This window comes from Rhodoglobus vestalii (assembly GCF_006788895.1).
In the GTDB taxonomy this organism is placed as follows: domain Bacteria; phylum Actinomycetota; class Actinomycetes; order Actinomycetales; family Microbacteriaceae; genus Rhodoglobus; species Rhodoglobus vestalii.
Genome location: NZ_VFRA01000001.1, coordinates 2,655,655 through 2,668,764, shown reverse-complemented (window position 1 = coordinate 2,668,764; position 13,110 = coordinate 2,655,655). Strand labels below are relative to the sequence as shown.

Below are 13,110 nucleotides of genomic sequence, written 5' to 3'. Positions count from 1 at the left end.
ATGCCCGAAATCTGAGTTAGTCGAGTCGATCAAATGCAGAAACGCGCACCACGGCGACCCCTTCCGCCGCAGATTCGGCAAGATCCACCGTCGCTGAAATCGCCCAGTCGTGGTTTTCTGCGGGGTCAGCGATAACCTGGCGAACCTGCCAGGAGCCGGGCAACTCGGTGATCTCGATCATCGACGGGCCACGGGCATCCCCCGCCGTCGACATCGTCTCGTGCTCGTCAAAGTAACGATCGAGCGCATCACCCCACGCCTGCTCATCGAAGCCCGCTGCGGCATCCAATTCACCGAGCGCGACAGCATCATCTCTGGCCGCCAATTGCACGCGACGGAACATCTCGTTGCGCACCAGCACCCGAAACGCTCGCGCATTCGTGACAACGGATGCCGGGGTGGGCGGCGAAACTGGCTCAGAGCTGGTCGCACTATCGGCCCCGTTCGTCATGGCCTCCCACTCGTCGATGAGACTCGAGTCGACCTGACGAACAAGCTCCCCCAACCACTCGATGAGGTCAAGAAGTTCGTCAGTCTTGGCATCATCCGGAATCGTCTGCCTGGTGGCACGATACGCATCCGAAAGATAGCGAAGCACCAATCCCTCGCTGCGCGCGAGCCCATAAAAGCCGACAAAGTCCGCAAACGTCATGGCCCGTTCATAGAGGTCGCGCACCGCACTTTTGGGGCTGAGCTCGAAGTCGCCGATCCATGGCTGACTGGCGCGATACATGTCGAAAGCCGCTGTGAGGAGTTCGTCGAGGGGCTTTGGCCACGTAACTTCCTCCAGCAATTCCATTCTCTGGTCGTACTCGATCCCCTCCGCTTTCATCGCGGCAACGGCTTCACCACGCGCCATGAACTGCTGCTGCGAAAGAATTGGGCGAGGATTATCGAGGGTTGCCTCGAGCACCGAGATCATGTCAAGCGCGTAGGTGGGTGACTCGCGATCCAGCAGATCGAAGGAGGCAACCGCAAACGGCGACAGGGGCTGATTGAGCGCGAAGTTGGCCTGCAGATCGACCGTGAGCCGAATTTCGATGCGGTCCTCGAAGCTCTCAACTTCTTCGCCATCGACGATCATGGTGTCGGCGACCCGGTGTTCCTCCACAATCTCTGCCGTGCGCAGGGTTCGGTAAATTGCGAGCGCCTGGCGTGCCAGTTCACGCTGCTTCGGTCGGGGCTCATGATTGTCTTCGACCAGATGCCGAACGTTGGAGAAGACGTCTCCCCCGCGTGCGATCACATTGAGGATCATGGCGTGATTCATGCGCATGTTGCTCGTCAGCAGCTCTGGCTCGGCGGCAATCATCCGCTCAAAACTGGACTCACTCCAGGTGACAAACCCTTCGGGGGGCTTCTTGCGAACGAGCTTGCGGAGCTTCTTGGGATCGTCGCCGGCCTTGGCAACCATCTTGGCGTTGTCAGACTCGTGCTCCGGTGCTTGGGCCACAACCGTTCCGGCGGTGTCGAAGCCTGCGCGACCGGCGCGACCGGCGATCTGGTGGAACTCTCGCGCGGTCAGCTGCCGCATCCGCGTTCCATCAAACTTGGTTAGTTGGGTCAATAGCACGGTGCGGATGGGCACATTGATGCCGACGCCGAGGGTGTCTGTTCCGCAGATGACCCGCAGCAGCCCGCGCTGGGCAAGCTGCTCGACCAACCTCCGGTACTTGGGCAGCATTCCGGCGTGATGTACCCCGATCCCGGACCGAATGAGCCGTGACAGGGTTTTTCCGAATACCGTCGTGAATCTGAAGTCGCCAATCGCTTCGGCGATCTGATCGCGCTGCTCGCGAGACACCACCTTGATGCTCGTCATGGCTTGCGCGCGCTCTAGGGCAGCAGCCTGAGAGAAGTGCACGATATAGATCGGCGCTTGCCCCGTCGAGAGCAAATCTTCGACCGTTTCGTGGATGGGGGTGATGGCCCAGGAATAGTGCAGCGGTACGGGGCGCTCGACACCGGTTATCAGGCTGGTCTCTCGGCCAGTTCGGCGGCTGAGGTCGTCGGCCAACGGCTGCATGTCACCAAGGGTTGCCGACATCAGCACAAACTGCACGCTGGGCAGAATCAGCAGCGGCACCTGCCACGCCCAGCCGCGATCGGGGTCGGCGTAGAAATGGAACTCGTCCATCACGACTTGGTCGACGCGGGCATCCGCACCCTCGCGTAGAGCGAGGTTCGCCAGAATCTCTGCCGTGCAGCAGATGATCGGTGCATCCGCGTTCACAGAAGAATCGCCGGTCACCATTCCCACATTCTGCGCCCCGAAGATCTCGACGAGAGCAAAGAACTTCTCGCTCACGAGCGCTTTGATGGGCGCCGTGTAGAAGGTGCGTTGGCCCTGCGCCAGCGCGATCGCGTGGGCGGCGATCGCCACCAGCGACTTTCCGGTGCCCGTCGGCGTCGACAGGATCACGTTCGCGCCAGACACCAGCTCGATCACGGCTTCGTCTTGGGCCGGGTACAGGCTCAGACCGCGATCGGATGCCCACCCGACGAAAGCGTCATAGGTTGCGTCTGCGTCGTAGGGCGTCGGAAGCGCATCCAAGAGTGAGGGCATTGTTCAACCGTAGCCGGATGACCGGGCTGTTCTTGCCCGACTAGCTGAGCGCCAGCATGACGGAGGCCACCAGCGCGAGCCCCATGCCGAGGAGTTGGATTCTGCTGACCCGCTCGTTCAACGTGAACCGCGCCAGCACGATCGTGGCGAGTGGATAGAGACTAACGAGTACCGAAACTACGGCCAAGCTTCCCGCTTGGAGTGCGAACAGGATGAAAGCGTTGGAGGCCCCGACAAGCACCCCTCCCGCAGCGGCGAGCAATCGTGCCCGGGCCACGCTCACAACGGGGCCACCTTCGGGCTGATGGTCAAACTGGGCAAAGAAGCGTCGAAGAGGCGCGCTCAGCCGAGTGAGTGCCAACAAAATAAGCATCGCACCAAGACCGACCAGAATCTCGACCACCGCCGTAGCCAAGCCGGCGGATTCCGGTGCCTGATCCAGTGCGATCAGAGCGGTTCCTAGGCTGATACCCGACACCAACCCCACGACCACCGTTCGGGGCCGCACGCGCACCGCGGCATCCGTTCGTGTGACGGAAACGAGTAATGCGCTGATGAGCGCCAGGGCGATGGCAATCCACGCCTGCACCGGCAACCGCTCACCGCTGATGACGGCGAAAGCTACCGGAACGACAGCACCCACCACCGCGATGAGGGGTGCCACGAGACTCATGGGGCCATCGGCGAGGGCGGCATAAAACGTGAGAAGCCCAACGATGGCACTGACGCCGGCGACAGCACCCCAGGTGATGGCACCACTCTCCCACCGAACGACCACAAAGGGCAGGGCGATGAGCAGGGCGAGTGTGGCGAACACGTGGATGATCGTGGTCGCCGGCACGACCCTCAGCCGACGCGTGCTCACACCACCAAAAAAGTCGGAAACCCCATAGAAAAGGGAGCCCGCCAGCGCGAGAACGACACTGAGGATCATCGCGCCAGTTTAGAGCCCGCAACCCCCGGTGGTCCCCACTGTTTTCGACGCATCATCACAGTGCGACGAACACGGTGCGACGGAGCACGTAGCCTGCTGGCCGCGGGTAGAATCTGGTGTGCTCAATTCAGGCGACTCTCCCGACATCGGCCTCAGCGGCGTCGACCCGTCGGAACTTGCCACGACCCTCAGAGTCTTGCAGCAGATGGCGGGAATCGACGAGGAGCACCCCGATTTCGTCACGGTTCGACGGGCGACCGCCGCAATGTTCAAGGCGGTCAAGAAGGAGCGTCGGCTTGAGAAGCGCGCAACGATTGCGGACGCCGATCGCCAAGTGATTGGCGCGACCGCCACCGGAGCCGCTGACCGCATCGACGATGAGACTCGTGGCATCCCGATTTCGACCAGCACAACCACCCCATCAGCCGGCGAACTGATCAAAGCGCGCCCCTGCTACATTTGCAAGCAGCCGTATACGACTGTCGATTCGTTCTACCACCAGCTCTGCCCGCGCTGCGCCGCGTTCAATCACGCCAAACGTGACGCGCGCACAGACCTCACTGGCAGGCGTGCGCTGCTCACCGGTGGTCGCGCGAAAATTGGCATGTACATTGCACTGCGGTTGCTTCGGGATGGCGCCCACACGACAATCACCACACGGTTTCCGCGGGATGCGGTTCGTCGTTTCTCGAGCCTGCCCGATTCTGCAGACTGGTTGGATCGGCTTCGCGTGGTGGGGATTGATTTGCGCGACCCGGCACAGGTCATCGGGCTTGCCGAGTCCGTTGCCGAACAGGGGCCCCTCGACATTCTGATCAACAATGCGACGCAGACAGTTCGTCGCTCCCCCGGCGCGTACCAGCCGCTGGTCGATGGTGAGCTGGCACCGCTGCCCGATGGCCCGCTGCCCGAACTTGTCACTTTTGGCCACACGAACGATCCGCACCCGCAGGCTCTCGCACAGTCGGTGGCCGCACACCCGATTCTGGCTGCCGCTGCCACTCGCGCCGAAGAACTGACGGAACAGGCAATGACGGCGGGGTCAAGCTCACTTCAACGCCTCGCTGCCGGCACCGCAATTGATGCGGGAGGGCTCGTTCCCGACCTCGACTCAACCAATTCTTGGACACAGCATGTTGATCAGGTTGATCCGCTCGAGATGCTCGAAGTGCAGCTCGCCAACACCACCGCACCCTTCGTGCTGATCTCGACGCTGCGGCCGGCGATGGCTGCCTCGCCGTCACGACGCAAATACATCGTCAATGTGTCGGCGATGGAGGGCGTTTTCGGCCGCGGTTACAAGGGCCCCGGTCATCCCCACACCAACATGGCGAAAGCGGCAGTCAACATGCTGACCCGCACCAGCTCACGCGAAATGTTCGAAACCGATAGGATTCTGATGACCAGTGTTGACACCGGTTGGATCACGGATGAACGCCCGCACCCCACGAAGGTGCGGCTGGCCGAAGAGGGCTTTCATGCGCCGCTCGACCTTGTCGATGGTGCGGCCAGGGTCTACGACCCGATCGTGCGCGGCGAAGACGGCGAAGACCTGTTTGGCATTTTTCTGAAGGACTACGACAAGAGCTCATGGTGACCCCGGCCGAGTTTCTCGCCGCCACGGCAAGTGGCACCCGCGTTGTTGTGCGGCACCTCATCGACGATGGCCGCGCCACCGACTCCCTCGGCTATTTTCACCTCGCCGATGACACCCACTGCGTTGTTGCGACCAAGCGCGGACTCGAAACTATTGAGCTGGCCCGGGTGATTGCCGCCAAGGAGGTGCCGCCGCCCCCGGCACCTCGCCGCCGCACTACTTCGGCGGAGTAGCCTTCGCGCGACTCGGCTTCTTGGCTCCTGACGGGGTGTGGGGTTCGGTGGGCTCCAGCATCATGCCTGCGGATGGGGTCACTCATGTGATGGGGCACTTGTTTTCGGGCGAAGAAGGTTCGCGGGAGATCCGTAAGGGCGTAGGCTGCTGGCTGGACAGTGGCAACAAGAGAATAGGTAAGTTGAGGCCGTGGGCGTAAGAATCGAAAGAATTGATCTTCCCGGTTTTGGTATTCGCAATGATGTGATCACCAAATCGGGGTGCCGTGTCAGCGTGGTTTCTCTGCGTTCCGGCGAACGCGACCTCGCATTCTTCAACGCGGATGACCCTGATTCGAATGCGGCCTCAATTTCGCTGAGCGATGACGAGGCTGCCGCTATCGCAGAGGTTTTGGGTTCGTCGCTCACGCTAAGCCGGTTGTCGGTTCTCGGCGAGAAGGTTGAGGGGCTCTTCTTTGAGGAGATTTCTCTGCCTGGCGGTTCTGGTTTCGTGGGTCATCCCATGGGCTATATGAAGGCTCGCACCCTCACCAGCGCGTCGATCGTTGCGATCGCCCGCGGCAGTGATGTTTTGCCATCACCCGGCCCTGAAGTTGTTTTCGAGTCGGGCGATGTGATTGTTGCCGTTGGTACCCGTAAGGGTCTCGACGCTCTGGGCAAACTCATCAACAACGGTCCCAGCTAGGGCCCGCGTATGCATGAGACGACGCAGCTCCTCATTGAGGTTGGCGCTCTCCTGCTGGTACTCAGCGTGCTGGGCCGTATTGCTTCACGCTTCGGCTTTTCGGCTATTCCGCTGTACCTTCTTGCGGGTCTCGCGATTGGCGAGGGTGGATTCTTACCGTTTGATGCTTCTGAAGAGTTTTTCGAGGTTGGTTCGCAAATCGGCGTAATTTTGTTGCTGACAATGCTGGGTCTGGAATATTCCGCCGAGGAGCTCGTCTCGAACCTCAAGAAATCTCGGATTTCAGGAATTCTGGATGGCGTTTTTAATGCGCTGCCCGGCGCCCTATTTGCAATCCTTTTGGGGTGGGAACCTACCGCCGTCGTGGCTTTGGCTGGCATCACCTGGGTGTCATCATCGGGAGTTATCGCAAAGGTGGTTCGCGATCTGGGGCGACTTGGTAACCGAGAGACACCTACCATTCTCTCCATTCTGGTGATGGAAGACCTCGCTATGGCGTTCTACCTTCCGGTACTTTCCGCTCTGGTTATTGGTGCAGGCCTGTTGCAGGGTGCCTTCACCGTCGCAATCGCTGTTGCGGTGGTGCTGCTCATTCTTTACGTTGCGCTTCGTCACGGTCGCGTTTTGTCGCGACTACTTCCGGACAAGAATGCTGAGGCGCTGCTCTTGGGTGTTGTCGGACTCACGATGCTGGTTGCTGGCCTTGCAGAGCGTGTCAGTGTTTCTGCTGCAGTGGGCGCCTTCCTCGTCGGCATCGCGATTTCGGGTCCTGTTGCACGCCAGTCAGCCCAGCTCATCACCCCCCTCCGTGACCTTTTTGCTGCAGTCTTTTTCGTCTTTTTTGGGATCTCGACAGCACCCGGAGACATTGTTCCGGTTTTGCTTCCCGCAGCTGCACTCGCGGTGATCACCATCGCAACAAAGACTCTCTCCGGCTATCTGGCTGCGAAGCGCGCCGGGATCGCTACCGCTGGCCGTTGGCGTACGGGTCTCGCTCTGACCCCCCGGGGCGAGTTTTCTATCGTGATCGCGGGTCTCGCTGTCGGCGCCGGAGTTGAGCCCATGCTGGCGCCCCTAGCCGCGGCGTACGTGCTCATGACGATCGTGGCTGGGCCGCTACTTGCGCGCATCCCGGACTCGAAATGGTTCAAGGCCCGTGTGCGAAAAGCCTCGGGAACCCCACCGCCGCTGGCAACAGCGCCCGCGTAAACCGCTCTATACAAGCCACTCCGCAGCCAGACCAGAGAACCCGATCGTTGGGTCGGAGAACCAAGAAAACCGCCGAGCCCAGAGGTTCAACGGTTTCCTGTGTGCTGAGACATTCCCGTCCTGAGACAGAAAAATGGTGGATCCAAGGGGATTCGAACCCCTGACCCCCTGCATGCCATGCAGGTGCGCTACCGGGCTGCGCCATGGACCCATTTGTCTAATTTTCGTTACCAAAAATGCAACTTCTCAAGATTACTACACACGCGGCACCTCCAAAACCATTCGTCGGGCTCGGTGGCGATGAGTCCGGGGGCTGTCGGCATCGAAACCGATGCCGACAGGCCCACAGACACTGAGGTGCTTACCTCAGTGAGCGCACCGTTCCGGCTAGGAGACGGGGATTACGAGCCCGGCATAGAAGTCGTTGATGTATGCCTTCGTTTCATCGGAGGTGAGCAGTTCGTAGAGCTTCAGCACGCGCGGGTCGCCCGTGAGCTCATCGCGAGTGGCCAACACGTTATAGAACGAGCTCGTAGTGGGTTCCGTTACCAACTGCAAATCACCAGTGAGGCCTGCGGCTCCGGCGTAATTGAAGTTCACGATGGCCGCATCCTTGTCATCGAGCGCGGACGGCAGGCTTGCCGCGTCGATTTCGATAAAGTCGAAGCCGTTGGGGTTCGCAGTGATGTCGGCAACCGTTGATGGCGCGTCGGTGGTCTGGATGAGCCCCGCATCCGCAAGCAGCAGCAGCGCCCGGCCTTCATTGCTCGCATCGTTCGGTAGTGCGATGCTTGCGCCATCCTTAAGGTCAGTGAGCTCATCGACGGTCTTCGAGTACAGCGCCAGAGGCGGAAGGTAGACCTGACCAACAACCGCAAGGGTGCCGTTCGTGTTCTCGTTGTAGAGCTCCAAGAAGGGTGCGTGCTGGAACAGGTTCACATCGAGGCTACCCTCGCTGAGTGCCGGGTTCGGCGTGGTGTAGTCGGTGAACTCCACAATGTCGAGTTCGAGACCAGCGGCCTCAGCCTGCCCGCTGTCAATCAGAAACTGAACGATCTCACCGGCGGGCGTTGCTGTGGCCCCGACGGTGAGCGAACCGAGGGTGCCGTCAGTGGGTGCCGATTCTTCAGCGGGAGCCGAGCATCCGGCCAAAGTCAACGCAAGAACGCCTGCGGCGGCCACAGTGGGGAGGGAGAAAAACTTGGAGCGTGACATAACAATCCTTCGTGATGGGTGAACAAACAGGGGTGGGTGAATCGAGAAAACTACTCAGGGGTAAGCCGCCGACGACGTCAGCGGTGCGACATTCGGTTGGCCAGACGGGCACCAACGGCCTGCACGATCTGCACAATCGCGACCAGCACGATAATCACCGCGACAATGTGGATGACGCTGTAGCGCTGATGACCATAGCGAATAGCGACATCGCCGAGCCCGCCACCGCCAATCGCGCCCACGATTGCCGAGTAGTTCACAATCGACACCACTGTCGTGGTAAAGCCACGGATGAGGCCAGGCACAGCCTCGGGAACAATAACTTTCGACACCAGCTGCCAGCGAGTGGCGCCCAGGGACAGCCCGGCCTCAACCAACCCCTCACTCACCTCGCGCAGTGAGATCTCAACGATGCGTGCATAGAACGGGATCGCCGCCACCGCGAGAGGCACAATCGCGGCCGTCACACCGAATGCCGATCCCAGTAGAAACCTTGTGAATGGGATGAGCGCAATCATCAGAATGATGAACGGAATTGATCGCCCCAGATTCACCACCGCCTGAAGCACCCCGTTGATGATCCGACCAGCGGCAATGCTGCCGAAAGGACTCTCCAGGATGCCGCCGCGATCAGTGATCACCAGCAGTGTGCCCGCCGCCAGCCCAAGAATGAGGGTGATGAGCATCGTGACACCCACCTGGTAGAGCGTCTCCCCCGTTGCCCTAAGCAGTGTTTCGAAGAGCTGTGGCCAAAAGTCGGGAGCAGTGGAATCGATCATCGCCCGCTCCTCACAATCTCAACAACAAGCCCTTGGGCGCGCAGGTCACTAATCGCGGCGGTGTGCGCATCGATCGTCCCCGGAAGTTCGAGGCGAGTTCGCCCAGACTGCGCACCGCCAATGGTCTCCATCGCCGCACCCAACAAACCGACGTCGAGCTGATGGGTGCGCGCCAGTCGCGCAACCACCGGGCGCGCCGACGACAAGCCCACAAAAGTGACATCGATCACGGTGGAGTTGCCGTCAGGCAGCTCCCCAAGAGGAAACAGGCCACGAGCAAGCTGTGAGCCTGGCTGGGCGAGCAAATCGACCAAACGGCCCTGCTCGAGAATGCGGCCACCACTCATGAGCGCCGCCGAATCGCAGATGCTTTTGACGACATCCATCTCATGGGTTATCAGCAGAATGGTGAGGCCGAGGTCACGATTGAGGCTCTTCAGCAACTGAAGAATTGAGTGGGTGGTTTCGGGATCGAGGGCGCTGGTTGCTTCGTCACTCAGCAACACTCGGGGGCGGGATGCCAACGCGCGGGCGATGCCAACGCGCTGCTTCTGACCGCCAGAGAGCTGTGCGGGGTACTGGTTAGCTTTATTTTCGAGGCCCACAAGTTCGAGAATTTCATTGGTCCGGCTGGCCCGTTCACGCCGGCCCACACCCACAACTTCGAGGGCAAGCTCAACGTTGCCCCGCACTGTGCGGCTATCGAGCAGATTGAACTGTTGAAAGACCATGCCAATCTCGCGCCGGGCATGAAGCAGGTCGCGGTCACTGAGTGCTGTGAGTTCACGATCGGCGACAGAAACAGAACCCGAATCCGGCCGCTCAAGAAGGTTGACTGTACGGATGAGCGTGCTCTTGCCCGCACCGCTTTGGCCAATCACACCAAAGATCTCGCCGGCATCAACCGCAAGGCTCACCCCATCGAGCGCACGAACGGGGTTCGTTGCGGCACCAAAAACTTTGGTGACGGAAGTGAGCGTGATCATGAAACCCCTGGTAGTGAAGACGAGCCCTTTCGGACTGCCGCGGGGTCTAACTGCCCGGCTGAATCAACACAACCAGTTCACTGTGGGGAATCGAAATTGAGTTACGAACTGTGAAGCACACTAACCCAACCAGCAAGAAAAGCTGACTAAACGGAGTCTGCTTCGGGCTCAGCCTTTTCTGCAATCGTGACGGGGATTACCGGGCAGTCACTCCACAAACGATCAAGCGAGTAGTAGAGACGGTCTTCTTCATGGAAGATGTGTGCCACGATGTACCCGAAGTCAAGCAGGATCCACCGCCCCTCAGCCCGACCCTCACGACGCATCGGTTTGACTCCGGCCTCGATCATCTTTTCTTCGATCTCGGATGCGATTGACTGAACGTTGCGTTCGTTTCGCCCCGTCGCCAAGAAGAATACATCGGTGTATGGTGTCGGCCCGGTGACATCTAGTGCAACCATATCCGTTGCCTGCTTGGCATCGGCGGCGGTGGCGACTACGGAGAGAAGCTCGAGAGAACGAGGAGAAGCAGTCACAGGATCCTTAATCGCAAAAAGCTGTCGGAAAAGAGTTAAATTTACAACATGTTGAAAGCAAAAGCCGCCACAAGAAGTCCGGCGACTACGACCGCCATTGACGCCGCCGAAATCAGCAGCACCGTCAGTGCGCGCGTGCCCTTCGGCTTCTGCGTCTGCGTGACGGACTGATTCGAGAACGTGCTTACCGCTGTGACCGCACGAACGGGTGCCGAATCGGTTGAAACGATATCGCTGTCATTGAGGTCGAGCAGAGAATCGATGTCTGATCGATCGAAGCGGTCAGACACGCCACTGGCAGAGAGTGTGCTGGGCAGATCGATCGATCCCGTGAGCACCGGCTCTCCGTGTGAATTAAGCAGACCGCGGATGTCTGTCGCGAACGGAATGGCGGGCAAGACTAGTGCGCTTGTTGTGTTTGTTCCGCTGCCAATGGTTCGAGAAATGATGGAGCCACTCGGTTCATCGTCAGCGGCAGCCTGTCGAGACCAGTGTCCTGTGGGCGCAAGCTTTACCCCCGCGGCATCGACAAGTGGTGAAGAGCTGTGCGCATCGTGGGGCGCGGCAGGGTCGACCTCGGCGGAGAGAAGCTCACCATCGAGACGCTTTCGTGCCAGATCGTCAAACTCTCTGCGCACAGTGCTGAGGTTTGCCGCCGTTTCGTCAGCTGTCGGCGCAGAATGTTCGTTCGAGGATTCAGGGTCGAAACCGAACAGGTCAGCCATGGTGTGCTGAGCTTCCGGCTGCGGTTCCCCTGTCGGATTCTGCGGCTCATCAATTGTGGAGGCTGATGCCGACGAGCCTGCCCCCCGCAGCACGTCAGCGAGCGGTGATGGAGGCGCAGCGTTAGTTGCCGCCTCTTTTGCCGAGCCGTCGGCATTCGCAAGCAATGATTCGAATGCGCTGAGGGCATCTTCTGATGACGCACTAGAAGATGCCGCCTCAGGAACCACTGCGAGCGGATCGATTAGAGCTGGCGGCTCAAGGTACACCGGGGTCTCTGACTCAACCGTTAGGGCCGCAACTGCGGGAGCTACCTCTGCTTCTTGACGTGCGCGGAGCTCACGGAGTTCACGACGGGTCAGAGTGCGCTCTGGCGCGTCTTCTTCGTCCGCCGCAAGCGTGCCGGGAGTAGCAGTTTCTGAAACCGGCGATGCTTGTTCGACCGGCGATGCCTGTTCGGCAGACGGCGCTTGTTCGACTGATGGCGCCTGCGCAGGGGAGGGTGCCGGGGGCGCGAAGTGGGAATACTGTGTTTGCGGCGACGGCGGAGGTGCGCTCAGGTACGCCTCCTCGCCCGACGGGCCGGAAGTTGATGACGTTGGCGAATCACTTGAGACGGTAGCCGTCGGGGCAGAATCGCTTGAACTGGTGGGAGTGCCATCAGCCTGATCTTCAACCGCGCTGTCAGCGGCTTCCCCCGCCACATCCTTCGCCGGGAAGGTCGTGAAACCCTCTGTGGAAGACTGCTCGTCGGCAGCTCGTTCGCGCTCACTCTGACGTGCCGCGCGCCGCGATTGCGGCTGCGGATCGTGAAAAGTGGTCATGGCATACTCCGATACAAATGGTGCTTAGCGATGTATTGAACGACACCATCCGGAACCAAATACCAGACGGGTGAGCCCTGACTCACTCTGGTTCGGCAATCAGTGGATGAGATCGCAAGCGCCGGCACTTCTAACGAGCTTACGCCTTGCGTAGGCAATCCGCTAATGGTTAGGGGGTGTCCTGGCCGTGAAACTGCTATGAAGTGAGCAAGGTCCCAGACCTCTGAAACGTCTTTCCACTCCATGATTTGGGTCATCGCGTCCGCACCAGTGATGAAGAACAGATCGGCGTCGGGATACGCCTTTCGCATGTCGCGGAGAGTGTCGATCGTGTAGGTCGCGCCTTCGCGCTCTAAGTCGACGCGACTGACATTGAAGCCGGGGTTCGCGGCCGTCGCGATTACCGTCATCAGATAGCGGTGTTCCCCGGCTGTCACCGTCGATTTCATCCACGGCTTGCCCGTCGGAACAAAAATTACCTCGTCAAGCTCAAACTGTTCTTGCGCCTCACTGGCCGCCACAAGATGGCCGTTGTGGATGGGATCAAAAGTGCCACCCATAATGCCGATGCGCGACCGCCGCGGCGCCGTTTCGGCCGACATGAATAGACCCTAGTGGCCTGCGTCGTGAGCGCTGCCAGCCTTCGAGGGCTTAACGCCTTGGCGGTTCGCTACGTCACGAAAGCTCCAGGTGACAAAACCAAGAGTCGTCAAAAGGACCGCCGCGATAAGCGGGAACGCGAGCACTGGCAAAACCAGCGGTGCGAGCTCTTCGGTCGAAGCAAACACGTTCAGAAAAATCGACATTACATCTCCATTCAGAA

Annotated in this window: 13 protein-coding genes and 1 tRNA gene; 4 read left to right on the top strand and 10 right to left on the bottom strand. The window is 60.0% G+C overall.

Annotation, left to right across the window (positions count from 1 at the left end; genetic code table 11):
• Positions 1 to 16 precede the first annotated feature (16 nt).
• Together FB472_RS13190 and FB472_RS13185 are read right to left on the bottom strand one after the other, a co-directional pair.
• Positions 17 to 2,566: a DEAD/DEAH box helicase gene (locus FB472_RS13190; protein ID WP_141991271.1), complete on the bottom strand. Its 2,550-nt coding sequence runs from the start codon at positions 2,564 to 2,566 to the stop codon at positions 17 to 19.
• A gap of 40 nt (positions 2,567 to 2,606) precedes the next feature.
• Positions 2,607 to 3,500, bottom strand: coding sequence for a DMT family transporter (locus FB472_RS13185; protein ID WP_141991270.1), 894 nt, complete (start codon positions 3,498 to 3,500; stop codon positions 2,607 to 2,609).
• Between the two features lie 118 nt (positions 3,501 to 3,618).
• Between FB472_RS13185 and FB472_RS13180 the strand changes: the two genes are divergently transcribed.
• The 4 genes from FB472_RS13180 (at position 3,619) to FB472_RS13160 (ending at position 7,224) form a co-directional block, all read left to right on the top strand.
• Entirely contained in the window at positions 3,619 to 5,097 is a 1,479-nt protein-coding gene (locus FB472_RS13180; protein ID WP_141991269.1) for an SDR family oxidoreductase, read from the top strand.
• On the top strand, positions 5,091 to 5,330 hold the full coding sequence (locus FB472_RS13175) for a hypothetical protein (RefSeq protein WP_141991268.1): 240 nt from the start codon (positions 5,091 to 5,093) through the stop codon (positions 5,328 to 5,330). Before FB472_RS13180 ends, FB472_RS13175 begins: the two co-directional genes overlap by 7 nt.
• 190 nt (positions 5,331 to 5,520) lie before the next feature.
• Positions 5,521 to 6,015, top strand: coding sequence for a cation:proton antiporter regulatory subunit (locus tag FB472_RS13165; RefSeq protein WP_141991267.1), 495 nt, complete (start codon positions 5,521 to 5,523; stop codon positions 6,013 to 6,015).
• Between the two features lie 9 nt (positions 6,016 to 6,024).
• On the top strand, positions 6,025 to 7,224 hold the full coding sequence (locus tag FB472_RS13160; protein WP_141991266.1) for a cation:proton antiporter: 1,200 nt from the start codon (positions 6,025 to 6,027) through the stop codon (positions 7,222 to 7,224).
• Between the two features lie 134 nt (positions 7,225 to 7,358).
• On the opposite strand, the gene FB472_RS13155 is transcribed toward FB472_RS13160, so the two are convergent.
• From FB472_RS13155 to FB472_RS13120, 8 genes are all read right to left on the bottom strand, one after another.
• Positions 7,359 to 7,435 (bottom strand) — tRNA-Ala (locus tag FB472_RS13155).
• A gap of 176 nt (positions 7,436 to 7,611) precedes the next feature.
• The gene (locus tag FB472_RS13150) at positions 7,612 to 8,439 is read right to left on the bottom strand and encodes a MetQ/NlpA family ABC transporter substrate-binding protein (RefSeq protein ID WP_141991265.1); all 828 of its coding nucleotides are present in this window, start codon (positions 8,437 to 8,439) and stop codon (positions 7,612 to 7,614) included.
• 77 nt (positions 8,440 to 8,516) lie between these two features.
• Positions 8,517 to 9,218, bottom strand: a complete 702-nt coding sequence (locus FB472_RS13145) for a methionine ABC transporter permease (protein ID WP_141991264.1) — start codon at positions 9,216 to 9,218, stop codon at positions 8,517 to 8,519.
• Positions 9,215 to 10,204 carry a methionine ABC transporter ATP-binding protein gene (locus FB472_RS13140; RefSeq protein ID WP_141991263.1) on the bottom strand — a complete coding sequence of 330 codons (990 nt, stop codon included), beginning with the start codon at positions 10,202 to 10,204 and terminating at the stop codon, positions 9,215 to 9,217. Before FB472_RS13140 ends, FB472_RS13145 begins: the two co-directional genes overlap by 4 nt.
• A 146-nt stretch (positions 10,205 to 10,350) precedes the next feature.
• Positions 10,351 to 10,740 carry a ribosome silencing factor gene (gene rsfS / locus FB472_RS13135; RefSeq protein WP_021808955.1) on the bottom strand — a complete coding sequence of 130 codons (390 nt, stop codon included), beginning with the start codon at positions 10,738 to 10,740 and terminating at the stop codon, positions 10,351 to 10,353.
• A gap of 41 nt (positions 10,741 to 10,781) precedes the next feature.
• A complete protein-coding gene (locus FB472_RS13130) occupies positions 10,782 to 12,287 on the bottom strand; it encodes a hypothetical protein (RefSeq protein ID WP_141991262.1) in 1,506 nt (501 codons plus the stop codon).
• Entirely contained in the window at positions 12,284 to 12,889 is a 606-nt protein-coding gene (nadD, locus tag FB472_RS13125; protein WP_141991261.1) for a nicotinate-nucleotide adenylyltransferase, read from the bottom strand. Before nadD ends, FB472_RS13130 begins: the two co-directional genes overlap by 4 nt.
• A 9-nt stretch (positions 12,890 to 12,898) precedes the next feature.
• Entirely contained in the window at positions 12,899 to 13,093 is a 195-nt protein-coding gene (locus FB472_RS13120) for a hypothetical protein (protein ID WP_141991260.1), read from the bottom strand.
• Between the last annotated feature and the right edge of the window lie 17 nt (positions 13,094 to 13,110).

What these genes read in the sequence shown, in the direction of transcription:
- FB472_RS13190 (WP_141991271.1), bottom strand. Translation starts at nt 2,566, where the DNA reads ATGCCCTCACTCTTGGATGCGCTTCCGACGCCCTACGACGCAGACGCA.
- FB472_RS13185 (WP_141991270.1), bottom strand. Translation starts at nt 3,500, where the DNA reads ATGATCCTCAGTGTCGTTCTCGCGCTGGCGGGCTCCCTTTTCTATGGG.
- FB472_RS13175 (WP_141991268.1), top strand. Translation starts at nt 5,091, where the DNA reads ATGGTGACCCCGGCCGAGTTTCTCGCCGCCACGGCAAGTGGCACCCGC.
- FB472_RS13160 (WP_141991266.1), top strand. Translation starts at nt 6,025, where the DNA reads ATGCATGAGACGACGCAGCTCCTCATTGAGGTTGGCGCTCTCCTGCTG.
- FB472_RS13150 (WP_141991265.1), bottom strand. Translation starts at nt 8,439, where the DNA reads ATGTCACGCTCCAAGTTTTTCTCCCTCCCCACTGTGGCCGCCGCAGGC.
- FB472_RS13145 (WP_141991264.1), bottom strand. Translation starts at nt 9,218, where the DNA reads ATGATCGATTCCACTGCTCCCGACTTTTGGCCACAGCTCTTCGAAACA.
- FB472_RS13140 (WP_141991263.1), bottom strand. Translation starts at nt 10,204, where the DNA reads ATGATCACGCTCACTTCCGTCACCAAAGTTTTTGGTGCCGCAACGAAC.
- FB472_RS13130 (WP_141991262.1), bottom strand. Translation starts at nt 12,287, where the DNA reads ATGACCACTTTTCACGATCCGCAGCCGCAATCGCGGCGCGCGGCACGT.
- nadD (WP_141991261.1), bottom strand. Translation starts at nt 12,889, where the DNA reads ATGTCGGCCGAAACGGCGCCGCGGCGGTCGCGCATCGGCATTATGGGT.
- FB472_RS13120 (WP_141991260.1), bottom strand. Translation starts at nt 13,093, where the DNA reads ATGTCGATTTTTCTGAACGTGTTTGCTTCGACCGAAGAGCTCGCACCG.